Source organism: Streptomyces sp. NPDC091371 (genome assembly GCF_040684275.1).
In the GTDB taxonomy this organism is placed as follows: domain Bacteria; phylum Actinomycetota; class Actinomycetes; order Streptomycetales; family Streptomycetaceae; genus Streptomyces.
This window is the reverse complement of sequence record NZ_JBFBFP010000035.1, coordinates 1-15,199: the sequence shown is the minus strand read 5'-3', so window position 1 is coordinate 15,199 and position 15,199 is coordinate 1. Positions and strand designations below refer to the sequence as shown.

The window sequence follows — 15,199 nt, the reverse complement described above, 5'->3', positions numbered from 1 at the left end:
TTTTCGTCTTGTTCGGGTACGCGGCAGACGGCCGGACACGGCGTACGCTGCGGCCTATGTGCGGAATTGTGGGTTACGTGGGAGCGCAGTCGGCGCTCGATGTGGTCATCGCCGGACTCAAGCGGCTGGAGTACCGCGGCTACGACTCGGCCGGGGTCGCCGTGCTCGCCGACGGGGGGCTGGCGTCCGTCAAGAAGGCCGGGAAACTCGTCAATCTGGAGAAGGAGCTGGTCGGGCACCCGCTGCCGGCCGGATCCACGGGACTCGGGCACACCCGGTGGGCGACCCATGGCGGGCCCACCGACGCCAACGCCCACCCGCACCTCGACAATTCGGGGCGCGTGGCCGTCGTGCACAACGGCATCATCGAGAACTTCGCCGCGCTCCGCGCCGAACTGGCCGAGCGCGGGCACCGGCTGGAGTCCGAGACGGACACCGAGGTCGTGGCGCACCTGCTGGCCGAGCGGTTCTCGGCCGCCGGGAACCTCGCGGAGGCCATGCGGCAGGTGTGCCGGGAGTTGGAGGGCGCCTTCACGCTGGTCGCGGTGCACGCGGACGTGCCGGACGTGGTGGTCGGCGCGCGCCGGAACTCCCCCCTGGTGGTGGGCGTTGGAGAAGGGGAGAACTTCCTCGCCTCGGACGTGGCCGCGTTCATCGCCCACACCCGGTCCGCGATCGAGCTGGGGCAGGACCAGGTCGTCGAGCTCCGCCGCGACGGGGTCACGGTGACCAACTTCGACGGTTCGGCCGCGGCCGTGCGGGCGTACCACGTGGACTGGGACGCCTCGGCGGCCGAGAAGGGGGGATACGACTACTTCATGCTCAAGGAGATCGCCGAGCAGCCGAAGGCCGTCGCCGACACCCTCCTGGGCAGGATCGACGCGAGCGGTTCGCTGACCCTGGACGAGGTGCGCATCCCCACCTCGGTGCTCCGGGAGGTCGACAAGGTCGTGATCGTGGCGTGCGGTACGGCGTACCACGCGGGCATGATCGCGAAGCTGGCCATCGAGCACTGGACCCGCATCCCGTGCGAGACGGAGCTGGCGAGCGAGTTCCGCTACCGCGATCCGATCCTGGACCAGCGGACGCTGGTGGTCGCGATCTCGCAGTCCGGCGAGACCATGGACACCCTGATGGCGCTGCGGCACGCGCGCGAGCAGGGCGCCAAGGTGCTGGCCATCTGCAATACGAACGGGTCGACGATCCCGCGCGAATCGGACGCCGTGCTGTACACGCACGCCGGTCCGGAGGTGGCCGTCGCCTCGACCAAGGCGTTCCTGACGCAGCTGGTGGCCTGTTACCTGGTCGCGCTGTACCTCGGGCAGGTCCGGGGCACCAAGTGGGGCGACGAGATCGAGGCCGTGATCCGGGAGCTGTCGGACATTGCCGCGGCCGTGGACACCGTCCTGGAGACCATGGAGCCGGTACGCCGGCTCGCGCGCTCCCTCGCCGACAAGAACACCGTGCTGTTCCTGGGGCGGCACGTCGGGTACCCGGTGGCGCTGGAGGGTGCGCTCAAGCTCAAGGAGCTGGCGTACATGCACGCCGAGGGCTTCGCGGCGGGCGAGCTCAAGCACGGGCCGATCGCGCTGATCGAGCAGGACCTGCCGGTGGTGGTCGTCGTCCCGTCGCCGCGCGGCCGCTCCGTCCTCCACGACAAGATCGTGTCGAACATCCAGGAGATCCGGGCGCGCGGGGCGCGGACGATCGTGATCGCGGAGGAGGGCGACGAGGCGGTCGTCCCGTACGCCGACCACCTGATCCGGATCCCGGCGACGCCGACGCTGCTCCAGCCGCTGGTGGCGACGGTGCCGTTGCAGGTCTTCGCGTGCGAGCTGGCGACCGCGCGGGGGAACGAGGTGGACCAGCCGCGTAACCTCGCGAAGTCCGTAACCGTGGAGTGAGCGAGCAAGTGGGGCTGTTCTTGTGATTATCGGCGTCGGGATCGACGTGGCGGAGATCGAGCGGTTCGAGGCGGCGCTGGAGCGGACGCCGAACATGGCGCAGCGCCTGTTCGTCGACGCCGAGTTGACGCTGCCGAGCGGCGAGCGGCGCGGAGTCGCCTCGCTCGCCGCGCGGTTCGCCGCGAAGGAGGCCCTGGCCAAGGCGCTGGGCGCGCCCGCCGGGCTGCTGTGGACCGACGCCGAGGTCTACGTGGAGGACAGCGGGCAGCCCCGGCTGCGGGTGTCGGGGACGGTGGCGGCGCGGGCGGCGGCGCTGGGCGTGAAGTCCTGGCACATCTCGCTGAGCCACGACGCCGGGGTCGCCTCCGCAGTGGTGATCGCCGAGGGTTAGTCCATGCGAACTGCTTACAGCGTGGAGACCGTACGGGGCGCCGAGCGGGAGTTGATGGCCCGGCTGCCCGAAGGCGCCCTGATGCAGCGGGCGGCGGCGGGGCTGGCCGCCGTCTGCGCGGGGCTGCTGCGGCGGGTCTACGGGGCGCGGGTGGTGCTGCTGGTCGGGCCCGGGGACAACGGCGGCGACGCGCTGTACGCGGGCGCGCGGCTGGCGCGGCGCGGTGCCGGGGTGACGGCGGTGCCGATGGATCCGGCGCGGATGCACGCGGGCGGGCTGGCGGCGCTGCTGGCCGCCGGCGGTCGGGTCGCGCAGTCCGTCCCCGCCCGGGCCGACCTCGTCCTGGACGGGCTGGTCGGCATCGGCGGGCGGGGCGGGCTGCGGCCGGCGGCGGCCGCGCTGGTCGAGCGGATCCCGGCGGGCGCGGTGGTGGTGGCCGTGGACCTGCCCAGCGGGGTGGACGCGGACTCCGGGGAGGTGGCGGGCGCGGCCGTCACGGCCGACGTCACGGTGACCTTCGGGGCGTACAAGCCCGGCCTGCTCATCGACCCCGGGGCCGCGCGGGCGGGCGCGGTGCGGCTGGTGGACATCGGGCTGGAACTGCCGTCGCCGCCCGCGGTGGAGGCCCTGCAGCACGCGGACGTGGCGGAGCTGCTGCCGGAGCCGACGGCGTCGAGCGACAAGTACCGGCGGGGCGTGGTCGGGATCGTCGCCGGGTCCGCACAGTACCCGGGCGCGGCGGTGCTGGCCGTGGCCGGAGCGCTGCGCGGCGGCGCGGGCGCGGTGCGGTACGTGGGGCCGGCGGCGGACGCCGTGCTGGCCCGCTTCCCGGAGACGCTGATCGGGCGGGGCCGGGTGCAGGCGTGGGTGGTCGGTCCGGGGCTGGGGGAGGGGCGCGGCGGGGAGGTGGCCGAGGCCCTGGCGGAGCCCGTCCCCGTACTGGTCGACGCGGACGGGCTGCGCGGGCTGGACGCGGGGGTGCTGCGGGCGCGGACGGCCGCGACCCTGCTGACCCCGCACGCGGGGGAGGCGGCGGCGCTGCTGGGGGTCCCGCGGGAGTCGGTGGAGGCGGGGCGGCTGGCCGCGGCGCGGGACCTGGCCGGGCGGTACGGGGCGGCGGTGCTGCTGAAGGGCTCGACGACGCTGGTCGCCTCCGGCGGTGCGGCCGTGCGGGTGAACCCGACCGGGACGCCGTGGCTGGCCACCGCGGGGAGCGGGGACGTGCTGTCCGGACTGGCCGGGTCCCTCCTGGCGGGGGGCCTGTCGGCGGTGGACGCCGGCTCGGCGGCGGCGTACCTCCACGGCCTGGCGGCCCGTCTGCGGGGCGGCCCGCTGCTGGCCCAGGAGGTCGCCGAGTCCCTGCCGGAGGCCTGGCGGAACGCCCGCCGCTGACCCCGCGGGGCCGCGGGGCACCGCCCCGGCCCCCGCGCCTCAAACGCCGGCGGGGGCTGGTTGTGCCCGGTGCCGCCGGTCCGGTGCGGGTCAAAGATCCGGGGCTCCGCCCCGTACCCCGCTCCTCAAACGCCGGAGGGGCTGGATTCTCGCTCGGCGGGGCTGGAACATTCAGCCTCGCCGGCGTTTGAGGCGCGGGGTCTGGGGCGGAGCCCCAGGGAACGGTGGAAGGGCGGGTAGGGGACTGCTCCGCGCAGCGGCGGCCCCGCGCCGCGCAGGGCGGCGGCACCCGGGCCCCGAACCGGTTCTGAGAGACTGGGGGCGATGAACGAGACACCGATGCGCGTGTACGCCGAGATCGATCTTGATGCCGTACGGGCGAACGTGCGCGCACTGCGCGAGCGGGCGCCCCGGTCCGGGTTGATGGCCGTGGTCAAGGCGGATGCCTACGGGCACGGCGCCCTCGCCTGCGCAAAGGCCGCCCAGGAGGCCGGCGCCGGCTGGCTCGGGACCGCCACGCCCGACGAGGCGCTCGCGCTGCGCGCCGCGGGTATCGAGGGCCGGATCCTGTGCTGGCTGTGGACCCCCGGCGGGCCCTGGCGGGAGGCCATCGAGGCCGATGTCGACGTCTCCGTCAGCGGGATGTGGGCGCTGGAAGAGGTACGCGGGGCCGCCCGCGCGGCGGGCCGGACCGCCCGCATCCAGCTCAAGGCCGACACCGGCCTCGGCCGCAACGGCTGCCAGCCCGCCGACTGGGAGGAGCTCGTCACCGCGGCCGTCGCCGCCCAGGCCGAGGGCACCGTCCGCGTCACCGGCGTCTGGTCGCACTTCGCCTGCGCCGACGAGCCCGGCCACCCCTCGATCCAGCTCCAGCTCGCCGCGTTCCGCGACATGCTCGCGTACGCCGAGAAGGAGGGCGTCGAACCCGAGGTCCGGCACATGGCGAACTCACCCGCGACGCTGACCCTCCCCGAGTCCCACTTCGACCTGGTGCGCCCCGGCCTGGCCGTCTACGGCGTCTCGCCGGCCCCCGAACTCGGCACCTCCGCCCAGCTCGGACTGCGCCCCGCGATGACCCTCAAGGCCACGGTCGCGCTGGTCAAGGCCGTCCCCGCCGGGCACGGCGTGAGTTACGGCCACCACTACGTCACCGACAACGAGACCACCCTCGCCCTGATCCCGGCCGGCTACGCCGACGGCGTCCCGCGGCACGGCTCCGGGGCCGGCCCGGTGCTCGTCGGTGGCAAGATCCGCCACGTCGCCGGGCGCGTCGCCATGGACCAGTTCGTGGTCGACTTGGACGGAGACCACGCCCGGGTCGGCGACGAAGCGGTCATCTTCGGCGACGCGGAGCGCGGTGAACCCACCGCCGAGGACTGGGCCCAGGCCGCGCACACGATCGCGTATGAGATCGTCACCCGTATCGGTGTCCGGGTGCCCCGGGTGTACCTCGGCGGCTGAGCGGAGTGAGGGCGGCGGCGTGAGCGAGAACTGGCGCAAGGCCGGCTGGGCCGGCGCCGCCATCGGCGTGATCGCCGCGGGCGCGGCGGCCGGTGTCGCGGTCGAACGGATCACCGTCGGGCGGGGCATGCGCATGAAGGCGCGCCTCGCGCTCGACGCCGCCGGGGACTACGGGTCCCTGCGCGGGACGGAGGGCATCTGCCGGGCCGAGGACGCCACCGAGCTGCACTACGAGGTCGACGAGCTCCCCGAGGGGCCCAAGCGGTCGCGGCTGCGCCGCAAGCCCGCGCCCGCGGCGACCGTCGTGTTCTGCCACGGCTACTGCCTCTCCCAGGACTCCTGGCACTTCCAGCGCGCCGCCCTGCGCGGAGTGGTCCGCGCCGTCTACTGGGATCAGCGCAGCCACGGCCGCAGCGCGCGCGGCCTCGCCCAGGCGGACGGGGAGCCGCTGACCATAGAGCAGCTCGGCCGGGACCTGAAGGCCGTCATCGACGCGACCGCGCCCGAGGGCCCGCTGATCCTGGTGGGTCACTCGATGGGCGGAATGACCATCATGGGACTCGCCGAGCAGTTCCCCGAGCTCGTGCGGGAGCGGGTGGTCGGCGTGGCCCTGGTCGGCACCTCCAGCGGCCGGCTCGACGAGGTGACGTACGGGCTCCCCTCCGTCGGCGTGGGCGCCGTACGCCGTCTGCTGCCCGGGGTCCTCAAGGCGCTCGGCTCGCAGGTGGAGCTGGTGGAGAAGGGCCGCCGGGCCACCGCCGACCTCTTCGCCGGCATGATCAAGATGTACTCGTTCGGCTCCAAGGACGTGGACCCGGGCGTCGCGCGCTTCGCGGAGCGGCTGATCGAGGCCACCCCGATCGACGTGGTCGCCGAGTTCTACCCGGCCTTCCAGACGCACGACAAGACCGCCGCGCTCCAGCGGTTCGCGGACGTCCCCGTCACCGTCATCGCCGGGGACAAGGACATGATCACCCCGGCCGCGCACAGCACGGCCATCAAGGAGGCGCTGCCCGGCGCCGAGCTGGTGGTGCTGGAGTCCACCGGGCACCTGATGATGCTGGAACGCCCGGAGACCGTGACCCGGCTGCTCATGGAGCTGCTGGCACGCACCGGAGCGGTCCCCGCCCCGGCAGCGGCTAACGTTGGCGGACATGGAAGAAGTACCGCTGGAAGCACAGCGCAGCCAGGCAGCTGAGGCCGGGGGCGCCGAGCCCGCCGCCGAGACCCGGATCACCGTCGACTCGCCCGACGCCATGCAGGAGTTGGGCCGCAGGATCGCGGGGCTGCTGCGCCCGGGCGACCTCGTCCTGCTGACCGGCGAGCTGGGCGCGGGCAAGACCACCCTGACGCGCGGGCTCGGCGAGGGCCTGGGCGTGCGCGGGGCCGTGACCTCGCCGACCTTCGTGATCGCCCGCGTACACCCCTCCCTGACCGGCGGACCGGCGCTGGTGCACGTGGACGCGTACCGGCTGGGCGGCGGGCTGGAGGAGATGGAGGACCTGGACCTCGACGTCTCGCTGCCCGAGTCCGTGGTCGTCGTGGAGTGGGGCGACGGCAAGGTCGAGGAGCTCTCCGACGACCGGCTGCACGTGGTGATCGCGCGCGCGGTCGGCCACGAGGAGGTGCTGGACGACGTACGGGAGGTCTCCGTGCGCGGCATCGGGGCGCGCTGGACCGCCGGGGCCGGGGTCGGGGCACTCGCCGGGGCCCTCTCGGAGTAAACGTACCGACAACCCGTCGGCAAGATATTGCGCTCTTGGCGGCGCTCGTGATGACATGGTACCGAGAGTTTCTTAGGTATGCCTAAGTTCGGCGTTTCCGGGCCCAGGAGGCAGCAGCCATGTCGGCACCAGCAGGAGCACCGCGCGATCCCCGCCCGTCCGCCGTGTCCATGGGCGCGCTGCTCGCCGCGGGAGTGGCCGCCACCGCCGTCTCGACGCCGCCCGCGCGTGCGGACGCACCGGCCGGCGCGTGCGAGCCGGGGACGCCCGCGGGCGACGTACGCGAACAGGCCGCTCCGGAGTCCGAAGCGGCCTGAGGCGCACACGTACGGGTGAATCCGCACCCGGGCCCGGTCAGGGCCTGTCCTACGGGACGACGACCACCTTCGAGCCGATCGTCGCGAAGGCCCACATCGCGTCGCCGTCGGCCCGCGCCATGCGGATGCCGCCGGTCTTCTTGTTCGGGTCGGGCTCCGGCGTCGCGCCGTCGACGCGGGCACTGAAGCCGACCGCCACGCCCTCGGTGCTGGCGAACCGGACGACGTGCTCGATCGGCACCCCGTCCGAACCGGTGACCGAGCCCGAGCGCGAGCCGACCGTGTAGCTGCCCGCCTTCGGGTGCACCGTACTCGGCATCACCTGGAACGACTTCGGCTCCTGCCCCGCCGCTCCCACCAGCCACACCCGCTTCTGGGCGACCGAATACACCACGCGCGTACCCGTCCCGGAACCCTCGGGCACCGGCACCGGCTTCGCCGGGTCCTGCTTCGCGGCGGACTGGCTCGGGGCGGGGGAAGGTTCCTGCGCGGCCGCCTTCGGGGGATGCGCGGGCGCCGTCGCGGAAGCCTGGTAGCCGAGGAAACCGACGGCGGCGATCGCCGCTGCGGTGAGCCCGGCCACGATTCCCGAGCTGCTGCGTGCCACCTTGCTCCACCTCTCCGGCCTGACCGGCCCGACCGACACCTGCGTCGAAAGGTAGCAGCCGGGCCGCCGTTCGACCGGGCGCAAGGGCTCAGGACACCCCCTACCCCCAGGAGTCGTAGGCTGTTCGCGTGCTCTTGCTCGCTGTAGATACCGCCACGCCCGCCGTCACCGTCGCCCTGCACGACGGCGAGTCCGTCCTCGCCGAGTCGAACCAGGTCGACGCCCGCCGCCACGGGGAGCTGCTGCTGCCCGCCGTGGACAAGGTGCTCGCCGAGGCAGGGGTGAAGCTCGAAGCCGTCACCGGGATCGTCGTCGGCGTGGGCCCGGGCCCCTACACCGGCCTGCGCGTCGGCCTTGTCACCGCCTCCACCTTCGCGGCCGTCCTGGGCGTGCCCGTGCACGGCCTGTGCACCCTCGACGGCCTCGCCCACGCGGCCGGGGCCGCCGGCATCGAGGGCCCCTTCACCGTCGCCACCGACGCGCGGCGCAAGGAGGTCTACTGGGCGCGCTACGAGGACCCGCGCACGCGCGTCGGAGAGCCCGCGGTGGACCGCCCGGCCGACATCGCCGAGCAGGTCGCCGGGATGCCCGCGGTGGGCCAGGGCGCGCTGCTGTACCCGGACGTCTTCACCGACGCGCGGCAGCCCGAGCACCAGTCGGCCGCCGCGCTGGCCGCGGTGGCCGTGGAACGACTCGCGGCGGGAGCGGAGTTCCTCCCTCCGACCCCGCTCTACCTGCGCCGGCCCGACGCCCAGGTGCCGAAGAACTACAAGGTGGTCACCCCGCAGTGACCCCGGCGACCCCGCACACCGTGCGCGAGATGCGCTGGTGGGACATCGGGCCCGTGCTGGAACTGGAGCACGAGCTGTTCCCCGACGACGCCTGGTCCGCCGGGATGTTCTGGTCCGAGCTCGCCCACGCCCGCGGCCCGCAGTCCACACGCCGCTACGTCGTCGCGGAAGACCCCGCGACCGGCGGGCTCGTGGGATACGCCGGACTGGCCGCCAGCGGTGACCTGGCCGACGTACAGACCATCGCCGTCGCCCGCGACCAGTGGGGCACCGGCCTCGGCGCCCGGCTCCTCACCGAGCTGCTGCGCGCCGCCACCGCCTTCGAGTGCGCCGAGGTGCTGCTGGAGGTGCGGGTCGACAACACCCGCGCCCAGAAGCTCTACGAGCGCTTCGGCTTCGAGCCCATCGGCTTCCGGCGCGGCTACTACCAGCCCGGCAACGTCGACGCGCTCGTCATGCGACTGACCGACCCCGCACAAGCACGAACCGAACGCACTGAACACACTGAGAGCAGTGAGAGCAATGGCTGACGAACCGCTCGTCCTCGGCATCGAGACCTCCTGCGACGAGACCGGCGTCGGCGTCGTCCGCGGCACCACCCTGCTCGCGGACGCGATCGCGTCGAGCGTCGACGAGCACGCGCGCTTCGGCGGCGTCGTGCCCGAGGTGGCTTCCCGCGCCCACCTGGAGGCGATGGTCCCCACCATCGAGCGCGCCCTGAAGGAGGCCGGCGTCAGCGCCCGCGACCTCGACGGCATCGCGGTCACGGCCGGGCCGGGCCTCGCGGGGGCGCTGCTGGTGGGCGTCTCGGCGGCCAAGGCGTACGCGTACGCGCTGGGCAAGCCGCTGTACGGGGTGAACCACCTCGCCTCCCACATCTGCGTCGACCAGCTGGAGCACGGGCCGCTGCCGGAGCCGACCATGGCCCTGCTGGTCTCCGGCGGGCACTCCTCGCTGCTGCTCGCCCCCGACATCACCTCCGACGTACGGCCGCTCGGCGCGACCATCGACGACGCGGCGGGCGAGGCCTTCGACAAGATCGCGCGCGTGCTGCAGCTGGGCTTCCCCGGCGGCCCGGTCATCGACCGGCTCGCGCGCGAAGGCGACCCGAAGGCGATCAACTTCCCGCGCGGGCTGACGGGGCCGCGCGACGCGGCGTACGACTTCTCCTTCTCCGGTCTGAAGACGGCCGTCGCCCGCTGGATCGAGGCGAAGCGGAACGCGGGCGAGGAGGTCCCGGTGCGCGATGTCGCGGCGTCCTTCCAGGAGGCCGTGGTGGACGTGCTGACGCGCAAGGCGATCCGGGCGTGCAAGGACGAGGGCGTCGACCACCTGATGATCGGCGGCGGCGTCGCCGCCAACTCCCGGCTCCGCTCGCTCGCACAGGAGCGCTGCGACGACGCGGGGATCATCCTGCGGGTGCCGCGGCCGAAGCTGTGCACGGACAACGGCGCGATGGTCGCGGCGCTGGGCGCGGAGATGGTCAAGCGGAACCGCGCGGCCTCCGACTGGGACCTGTCGGCGGACTCCTCGCTGCCGGTGACCGACCCGCACGTGCCGGGCAGCGGGGACGCGGCCGGGCACGCGCAGGGGCACTCACACGGCCACGGCCACTCCCACGGCCACTCCCACGACCACGATCACGTGCATGAGCTGAGCAAGGACAACCTGTACTCGTGAGCACCGTCGCGCTGATGTGGGAGGCCCGGGCCGCCGACGGCCGGGGCAACGAGCTGCTGGAGTGGGCCCGTGCCCAGGTCCTCGCCCGGGAACCGGTGCGCCGCGAGGTGTTCCGGGCCCCGCAGGACCGGGTGCTCGTCATCACCTGGTGGGAGACCCCCGAGGGCGTGGCGGCCGAGCTCCCCGAACTGCCGGAGCCGGCGGCGGACTTGATTACGCGGGCGGTGCACCGCTGGCGCTTCGAGTCGGTGGAGACCACGCCGTAGGGGAGCAGGGGAGTGCGGCTATCGTCATGTGCATGCCTCGCCGTGACCTGCCGCCCCTGCCGCCGCCCGCGCACCTGCGCGCCTGGCTCGACGAGGCCGTCGTACGGGCCGACCGCGCGCGGTTCCTGACCGAGCTGAGCCGGCGCAGCCTGGGGATCGGGCAGCTGCTGCTCCTGTGGGCCGTCGCGGCCGTCTTCGTACTCGGCTGGTCCTTCGTCGGCATGGCCTGGGTGGCCTTCGAGGAGCACGACCCCTTCTCGTACGCCTACGGCCTCATCCTCGCCGTGCTCGGCGCGGGCGTGCTGATCCCGGCCGGGTTCTGGTTCGCGCGCGGCGCCCGGCGGGACCGGCAGGTGCGCCAACTGCTGCACGCCTGGGTGGAGTCGGACCGGGACCCGGCCGCCGACGCCCGGCTCCGGGCGCCCGGGCTGAGCCTGACCTGGCTGCTGGCCTCGTTCGCGCTGGGCGCGTTCGGGCTGTGGGTGGCCTTCGCCGCCGCGGCCGCGGAACGCCCGGCGGGCGCGGCGTACGGCGAGGTCGCGTCCCTCATGGGCATCGGCCAGATCCTGTGGATCACGGGCCTCCTGGGCCTCGCCAAGGCGGTCGCCCACTACCGCTGGGCGGTCCGCGCGCTGCGGAGCCCGCTCTAGGCCAGGTTCAGCTGCCAGGAGACGCCGAAGCGGTCGTTCACCCAGCCGAAGCGGGTGCTGAAGCCGTACGAACCCACCGGCATCAACTCCGCGCCCTGCTCGGCGAGGGCCCCGTAGAGGCGGTCGAGCTCGGCCGCGTCCGCGCACTCCACGAAGAGCGACATCGACGGGGTGAAGCCGAAGGCGTGCTTGACGAAGCTGTCGCTGCACATGATCCGCTGTCCAGCGAGCGCGAACGTCGCCACCTTCACCGTGCCCTCCTTGCCCGGGCCCGCGGCGTCGTAGCGGCTGATGTCGACGACCTCGGCGTCCTCGAACAGCGACATGTAGAAGTCCATCGCCTCTTCGGCCCTGCCCTCGAACATCAGAAACGTGGTGATCTTCTGGGGTGCCGAGGCCATGGGCGCCTGCCTTCCGGTGGTGGTACGACGTGGGGGTCCTGCGTCACCGAGGCTAGGGGACAGGTCTGACACCGGCCCGGCGGCGCACGGCGGGGCAGCGCCCCGGAGCGCACGGCCGCCGGCCGGCCGGTCACCGTACGGGCTTCGCCGCAGGCGGTACGGCAGGCGGCACGGCCGGGGCGCCGATCAGCATCGAGGGGGCGCCGGCCACCCGGGTCAGGAACACCGTCGCCGAGTTCGGCCCCTGCGGCTTGACCTTCTTGCGCAGCTCCTCCGGCTCGATCGCCGAGCCGCGCTTCTTCACGGTCAGCACGCCCACCCCGCGCTCGCGCAGCAGTGCCTTCAGCTTCTTCAGGCCGAAGGGCAGCACGTCCGTGATCTCGTACGCGGTCGCGTACGGCGTCGCGCGCAGCTCGTCCGCCGTGACGTAGGCGATGGTCGGGTCGATGAGCCGGCCGCCCAGCTGCTCCGCGACCTCCGCGACGAGGTGGGCCCGGATGACGGCCCCGTCGGGCTCGTAGAGCCAGCGGCCCACCGGACCCGCCTCCGGATCCGGCAGCGGATCGGCGGTGTGCAGCTCGCGCGGCCCCGGCAGCAGCGTGGCGCGCACCGTGCCGGGCGCGGTCCCGAACCAGAGGACGGCCTCCTTCACGTCGCCCTGGTCGGAGATCCACTCGGCCTCGGCCTCCTCGGGCACGGACTCGTGCGGGATCCCGGGGGCGATCTTGATGGCGGCGCACTTGGCCGTACGGGCGGTGGCGACGGCCCAGGACAGCGGCGGCGAGTAGGACTCCGGGTCGAAGACCCGCCCGCGCCCCCCGCGCCGGGCGGGGTCGATGAACACGGCGTCGTAGTCGGCGGTGCCGACCTCCGTCACGTCCGCCTCCCGGACCTCGATCAGGTCCGCCAGCCCCAGCGCCTCGGCGTTGGCCCGGGCGACGGCGCAGGTCAGCGGGTCCCGGTCGACCGCGAGCACCCGGATCCCGAGCCGCGCCAGGGCGAGCGCGTCGCCGCCGATGCCGCAGCACAGGTCGGCGACGCTGCGTACGCCGAGGTCCGCGAGCCGCCGGGCGCGGTACGAGGCCACGGAGGCGCGGGTGGCCATCTCGCCGCCGCCGGGGGTGAAGTACATCCGGAAGGCGTCCTCGGCGCCGAACTTCGCCACCGCGCGCTGCCGCAGCCGGGCCTGCCCGAGCGCGGCGGAGACCAGCCCGGCGGGGTGGTCGCGGCGCAGCCGGGTGGCCACGGCCAGCTCCTGGGCGGGGTCGTAGTCGTGGAGCGAGTCGAGGAGGGCGCGGCCCTCCGGGGTGAGGAGGGCGGCGAAGTCTTCGGGAGTCACGCCTCCATTGTCGGCTTCCGCCGTGGGCTTCCTGCGTCGGCTTCCTGCGTCGGCTTCCTCTTCGCGGGAGGCCGGTGTGGGCCACTCGAAGGAAGGTGGGCGGCCCTTCGCGGTGTCTTCCGGGGAAGCCGCGTGTCGGGTGCCAGTATGCGCAGCTATGCAGCTAGTCGGACAAAAGGAAGATAAGACGCAACACGGTCACCGGCACGCGGCGGTCCCGCGCGGCCGGTTCGGGGTGGTCCTGGCCGCCCTGCTCGTCGCCGCCCTCGGGACGGCATGCGGATCCACCGACTCCGGCGAGGCGGACAAGGCGGACAGGGCGGAGAAGGCCAAGGCCGCCAAGGGTGCCGAGGCGGCGGGCGGCGCGGCCGGCGCCCTCGGCACGTACGCGGAACGGCTGAAGGCGGCCCAGCAGGCGCGCATCGCCGCGGCGAAGAAGTGGGGCCTGGCGAAGCCGCCGCTCACCGCCCCGGCGGCGCCGAAGCAGAAGCCCGAGATCACCACCCGCGACGGCTTCGAGGTCGAGGACCAGGAGGAGTACCCGCCGGTCTTCACCACCATCCCGACGGAGGACAAGGTCGTCTTCCTGACCATCGACGACGGCGCCGAGAAGGACCCCGAGTTCCTGAAGATGATGCAGGAGCTGAAGATCCCGTACACGGCGTTCCTCAGCGACTACGTCGTGAAGGACAACTACCCGTACTTCAAGCAGATGCAGGCGGCGGGCGTCACCATCAACAACCACACGCTCAACCACCGCTACATGCCGGGCCTGTCGTACGAGATGCAGCGCCAGGAGATCTGCGGCCAGCAGGACACGATCCAGAAGGAGTTCGGCAAGCGCCCGACCCTCTTCCGGCCGCCGTACGGCAACTACAACCAGGACACCCTGAAGGCGGCCAAGTCCTGCGGCATCAAGGCGGTACCGCTGTGGAACGCCGAGGGGTTCACGAACCGGATGGACTACCGGGAGTGGGACCGCGACCTGCACCCCGGTGACATCATCCTCACGCACTTCCGGGGCAAGGAGGACTGGAAGGGCACGATGCCTGACATGATCCGTCATGTCATGAAGACCGTCACGGACAAGGGGTACGCCGTGGCCCGCCTGGAGGACTACTTGTGAAGCACGCGCGCCGGTTCGTAGCCGGAACGCTCGTGGCCGGCGCGCTCGCGCTGTCCCTGACGGGGTGCGGGGACAGCGTGGACCCCATCGAGAGACTGGGCCGCAAGACGGCGGAGGAGACGCCGGCGCAGGGGTCGAAGGAGCCGAAGCAGTCGAAGGGCATCGCCGGCTCCAGCGACGGCTCGGCCGCCCCCTCGGCGGGCTCGTCGTCCCCGGGTACGGCATCGGACGAGGCGTACCGGAAGTGGGGCCTGACGGCCCCCGTCCAGTACGCGCCGAAGCCCGCCCAGAAGCCGCAGATCCCGAAGGCGGCCCCGGGCAAGGTCCCGGTGATAGACCGAATACCCGTCGCGGCGGACGACAAGGTCGTCTTCCTGACCTTCGACGACGGCGCGGAGAAGGACCCCGAGTTCCTGAAGATGGCGGCCGAGCTCAAGCTGCCGATCAGCATGTTCCTGACGGACAGCGTGGCCTCGTCGGACTACGGCCACTTCGAGAAGCTCCGCGACAACGGCTCCGCCAGCACGATAAACAACCACACCCTGACCCACCCGAACCTGCGGACCCTCTCCTACGACGCGCAGAAGCGCGAGATATGCGGACAGCAGGACCGCCTGGAGAAGCGCTTCGGCCAGCGCCCGCCGCTCTTCCGCCCGCCCTTCGGCAACTACAACGACGACACCCTCCGGGCCGCCTCGGAGTGCGGAGTCTCGTCCCTGCTGCTGTGGCGGGTCTCGATGCAGATCAACAACTTCCAGTACGCCGAGGGCTCCACCCTCAAACCGGGCGACATCATCCTGGCCCACTTCCGCGGCCCGTCCGAACTCAAGGGCTCGACGGAAACCCAGATGACGACCCGCATGCTCCAACGCATCCAGGAACAGGGCTACCGGATAGGGCGGCTGGAGGACTACCTCTAGGGGCGGCGGGGTCCGGGCTGGGCGGAATCAGAGAGGGCGCGGGGGGTTTCCCGTCAGTCCCATGGTCCTTCCGTGTCGGGCCGGCCTGTAAAGGGCGCTCACTTCGTTCGCGTCGCTGCGCGATCGCCTTCGGCGACCCTTGACAGTGAGGATGGTGGTGGCACCGTTCGGGGGTCTGACCCGTCCCTTGACTGACGTCCCTTGGCTGTCTTTGGTCTGAATCGTCGGCT

17 protein-coding genes are annotated in these 15,199 nt (G+C 73.0%); 14 read left to right on the top strand and 3 right to left on the bottom strand.

Annotation, left to right across the window (positions count from 1 at the left end; all coding sequences use genetic code 11):
* Positions 1 to 56: 56 nt before the first annotated feature.
* The 7 genes from glmS (at position 57) to AB0O21_RS29060 (ending at position 7,189) form a co-directional block, all read left to right on the top strand.
* Positions 57 to 1,904, top strand: coding sequence for a glutamine--fructose-6-phosphate transaminase (isomerizing) (glmS, locus tag AB0O21_RS29090; RefSeq protein WP_365175849.1), 1,848 nt, complete (start codon positions 57 to 59; stop codon positions 1,902 to 1,904).
* 22 nt (positions 1,905 to 1,926) lie between these two features.
* Positions 1,927 to 2,295, top strand: coding sequence for a holo-ACP synthase (locus AB0O21_RS29085; protein WP_365175848.1), 369 nt, complete (start codon positions 1,927 to 1,929; stop codon positions 2,293 to 2,295).
* A 3-nt stretch (positions 2,296 to 2,298) separates the two neighbouring features.
* Positions 2,299 to 3,687: an NAD(P)H-hydrate dehydratase gene (locus AB0O21_RS29080; protein ID WP_365175847.1), complete on the top strand. Its 1,389-nt coding sequence runs from the start codon at positions 2,299 to 2,301 to the stop codon at positions 3,685 to 3,687.
* 324 nt (positions 3,688 to 4,011) lie between these two features.
* A complete protein-coding gene (alr, locus tag AB0O21_RS29075) occupies positions 4,012 to 5,148 on the top strand; it encodes an alanine racemase (protein ID WP_365175846.1) in 1,137 nt (378 codons plus the stop codon).
* A gap of 19 nt (positions 5,149 to 5,167) precedes the next feature.
* Positions 5,168 to 6,346, top strand: a complete 1,179-nt coding sequence (locus tag AB0O21_RS29070; RefSeq protein WP_365175845.1) for an alpha/beta hydrolase — start codon at positions 5,168 to 5,170, stop codon at positions 6,344 to 6,346.
* Complete coding sequence (gene tsaE / locus AB0O21_RS29065) at positions 6,303 to 6,872, top strand: tRNA (adenosine(37)-N6)-threonylcarbamoyltransferase complex ATPase subunit type 1 TsaE (RefSeq protein ID WP_365175844.1); 570 nt, start codon at positions 6,303 to 6,305, stop codon at positions 6,870 to 6,872. The genes AB0O21_RS29070 and tsaE overlap by 44 nt, the downstream gene beginning before the upstream one ends.
* Before the next feature lie 119 nt (positions 6,873 to 6,991).
* Positions 6,992 to 7,189: a hypothetical protein gene (locus AB0O21_RS29060; RefSeq protein ID WP_365175842.1), complete on the top strand. Its 198-nt coding sequence runs from the start codon at positions 6,992 to 6,994 to the stop codon at positions 7,187 to 7,189.
* A 49-nt stretch (positions 7,190 to 7,238) separates the two neighbouring features.
* On the opposite strand, the gene AB0O21_RS29055 is transcribed toward AB0O21_RS29060, so the two are convergent.
* Positions 7,239 to 7,796 (bottom strand): hypothetical protein, encoded by a 558-nt coding sequence (locus AB0O21_RS29055; protein ID WP_365175840.1) that lies wholly within the window; start codon positions 7,794 to 7,796, stop codon positions 7,239 to 7,241.
* 128 nt (positions 7,797 to 7,924) lie between these two features.
* Between AB0O21_RS29055 and tsaB the strand changes: the two genes are divergently transcribed.
* Genes tsaB through AB0O21_RS29030 form a run of 5 tightly spaced genes read left to right on the top strand, consistent with a single transcriptional unit; the run spans position 7,925 to position 11,183 of the window.
* Positions 7,925 to 8,587 (top strand): tRNA (adenosine(37)-N6)-threonylcarbamoyltransferase complex dimerization subunit type 1 TsaB, encoded by a 663-nt coding sequence (tsaB, locus tag AB0O21_RS29050; protein ID WP_365175838.1) that lies wholly within the window; start codon positions 7,925 to 7,927, stop codon positions 8,585 to 8,587.
* 29 nt (positions 8,588 to 8,616) lie between these two features.
* Positions 8,617 to 9,117 carry a ribosomal protein S18-alanine N-acetyltransferase gene (gene rimI / locus AB0O21_RS29045; RefSeq protein ID WP_365175889.1) on the top strand — a complete coding sequence of 167 codons (501 nt, stop codon included), beginning with the start codon at positions 8,617 to 8,619 and terminating at the stop codon, positions 9,115 to 9,117.
* Entirely contained in the window at positions 9,110 to 10,267 is a 1,158-nt protein-coding gene (tsaD, locus tag AB0O21_RS29040) for a tRNA (adenosine(37)-N6)-threonylcarbamoyltransferase complex transferase subunit TsaD (protein WP_365175836.1), read from the top strand. Before rimI ends, tsaD begins: the two co-directional genes overlap by 8 nt.
* Positions 10,264 to 10,533, top strand: coding sequence for a hypothetical protein (locus tag AB0O21_RS29035; RefSeq protein WP_365175834.1), 270 nt, complete (start codon positions 10,264 to 10,266; stop codon positions 10,531 to 10,533). The genes tsaD and AB0O21_RS29035 overlap by 4 nt, the downstream gene beginning before the upstream one ends.
* 32 nt (positions 10,534 to 10,565) lie before the next feature.
* Positions 10,566 to 11,183 carry a hypothetical protein gene (locus AB0O21_RS29030; protein ID WP_365175832.1) on the top strand — a complete coding sequence of 206 codons (618 nt, stop codon included), beginning with the start codon at positions 10,566 to 10,568 and terminating at the stop codon, positions 11,181 to 11,183.
* Here the strand turns inward: AB0O21_RS29030 and AB0O21_RS29025 are convergent.
* Complete coding sequence (locus AB0O21_RS29025) at positions 11,180 to 11,584, bottom strand: VOC family protein (protein WP_365175830.1); 405 nt, start codon at positions 11,582 to 11,584, stop codon at positions 11,180 to 11,182. The two genes, AB0O21_RS29030 and AB0O21_RS29025, sit on opposite strands and share 4 nt — an antisense overlap.
* 130 nt (positions 11,585 to 11,714) lie before the next feature.
* Positions 11,715 to 12,923, bottom strand: coding sequence for a methyltransferase domain-containing protein (locus AB0O21_RS29020; protein ID WP_365175828.1), 1,209 nt, complete (start codon positions 12,921 to 12,923; stop codon positions 11,715 to 11,717).
* 157 nt (positions 12,924 to 13,080) lie between these two features.
* Here AB0O21_RS29020 and AB0O21_RS29015 point away from each other — a divergent pair, with 157 nt between their 5' ends.
* Both AB0O21_RS29015 and AB0O21_RS29010 read left to right on the top strand, forming a co-directional pair.
* Entirely contained in the window at positions 13,081 to 14,049 is a 969-nt protein-coding gene (locus AB0O21_RS29015; RefSeq protein WP_365175826.1) for a polysaccharide deacetylase family protein, read from the top strand.
* Complete coding sequence (locus AB0O21_RS29010) at positions 14,046 to 14,969, top strand: polysaccharide deacetylase family protein (protein WP_365175824.1); 924 nt, start codon at positions 14,046 to 14,048, stop codon at positions 14,967 to 14,969. The genes AB0O21_RS29015 and AB0O21_RS29010 overlap by 4 nt, the downstream gene beginning before the upstream one ends.
* The last annotated feature ends 230 nt before the right edge of the window (positions 14,970 to 15,199 follow it).

Excerpts from the sequence above, each read along its gene's own strand:
- AB0O21_RS29080 (WP_365175847.1), top strand. The coding sequence starts at position 2,299 with ATGCGAACTGCTTACAGCGTGGAGACCGTACGGGGCGCCGAGCGGGAG.
- alr (WP_365175846.1), top strand. The coding sequence starts at position 4,012 with ATGAACGAGACACCGATGCGCGTGTACGCCGAGATCGATCTTGATGCC.
- AB0O21_RS29060 (WP_365175842.1), top strand. The coding sequence starts at position 6,992 with ATGTCGGCACCAGCAGGAGCACCGCGCGATCCCCGCCCGTCCGCCGTG.
- glmS (WP_365175849.1), top strand. The coding sequence starts at position 57 with ATGTGCGGAATTGTGGGTTACGTGGGAGCGCAGTCGGCGCTCGATGTG.
- AB0O21_RS29015 (WP_365175826.1), top strand. The coding sequence starts at position 13,081 with ATGCAGCTAGTCGGACAAAAGGAAGATAAGACGCAACACGGTCACCGG.
- AB0O21_RS29030 (WP_365175832.1), top strand. The coding sequence starts at position 10,566 with ATGCCTCGCCGTGACCTGCCGCCCCTGCCGCCGCCCGCGCACCTGCGC.
- tsaE (WP_365175844.1), top strand. The coding sequence starts at position 6,303 with ATGGAAGAAGTACCGCTGGAAGCACAGCGCAGCCAGGCAGCTGAGGCC.
- AB0O21_RS29025 (WP_365175830.1), bottom strand. The coding sequence starts at position 11,584 with ATGGCCTCGGCACCCCAGAAGATCACCACGTTTCTGATGTTCGAGGGC.
- rimI (WP_365175889.1), top strand. The coding sequence starts at position 8,617 with ATGCGCTGGTGGGACATCGGGCCCGTGCTGGAACTGGAGCACGAGCTG.
- tsaD (WP_365175836.1), top strand. The coding sequence starts at position 9,110 with ATGGCTGACGAACCGCTCGTCCTCGGCATCGAGACCTCCTGCGACGAG.